1 pseudogene is annotated in these 282 nt (G+C 66.7%); it reads right to left on the reverse strand.

What is annotated here, in order from left to right:
- Positions 1–30 precede the first annotated feature (30 nt).
- A pseudogene (locus tag EN853_RS33690) lies at positions 31–192 on the reverse strand (EscN/YscN/HrcN family type III secretion system ATPase); the annotation flags it as partial.
- Between the last annotated feature and the right edge of the window lie 90 nt (positions 193–282).

Here is a 282-nt window from a genome sequence, read left to right on the forward strand (position 1 = left end):
CCTCTACAGCGTCCTTCTGGAAGGCGACGGAACGCTGTAGAGGCTTGTGATGGACCCGATGCGGCCTGGCCCCGAGCGCTCGAGCAGGCGCGGCAGGACCGCGAACAGCGAAGACGGAAAACCTCTTCGCGTCGGCGGCTCGCCCGAGGCCAGGCCAATTTCACGCTGCGCTCGGGCGAACCGCGTTATGTTGCCCGGTGTGCTCCGCGACGATGTACGCCGCGTACCAGTCCGGCCAGTTTTCATCACGCTGGCCGTCCGTCCGCGCTTCGTGCTCGCCAT

Source organism: Mesorhizobium sp. M1C.F.Ca.ET.210.01.1.1 (assembly GCF_004791585.1).
Lineage (GTDB): Bacteria > Pseudomonadota > Alphaproteobacteria > Rhizobiales > Rhizobiaceae > Mesorhizobium.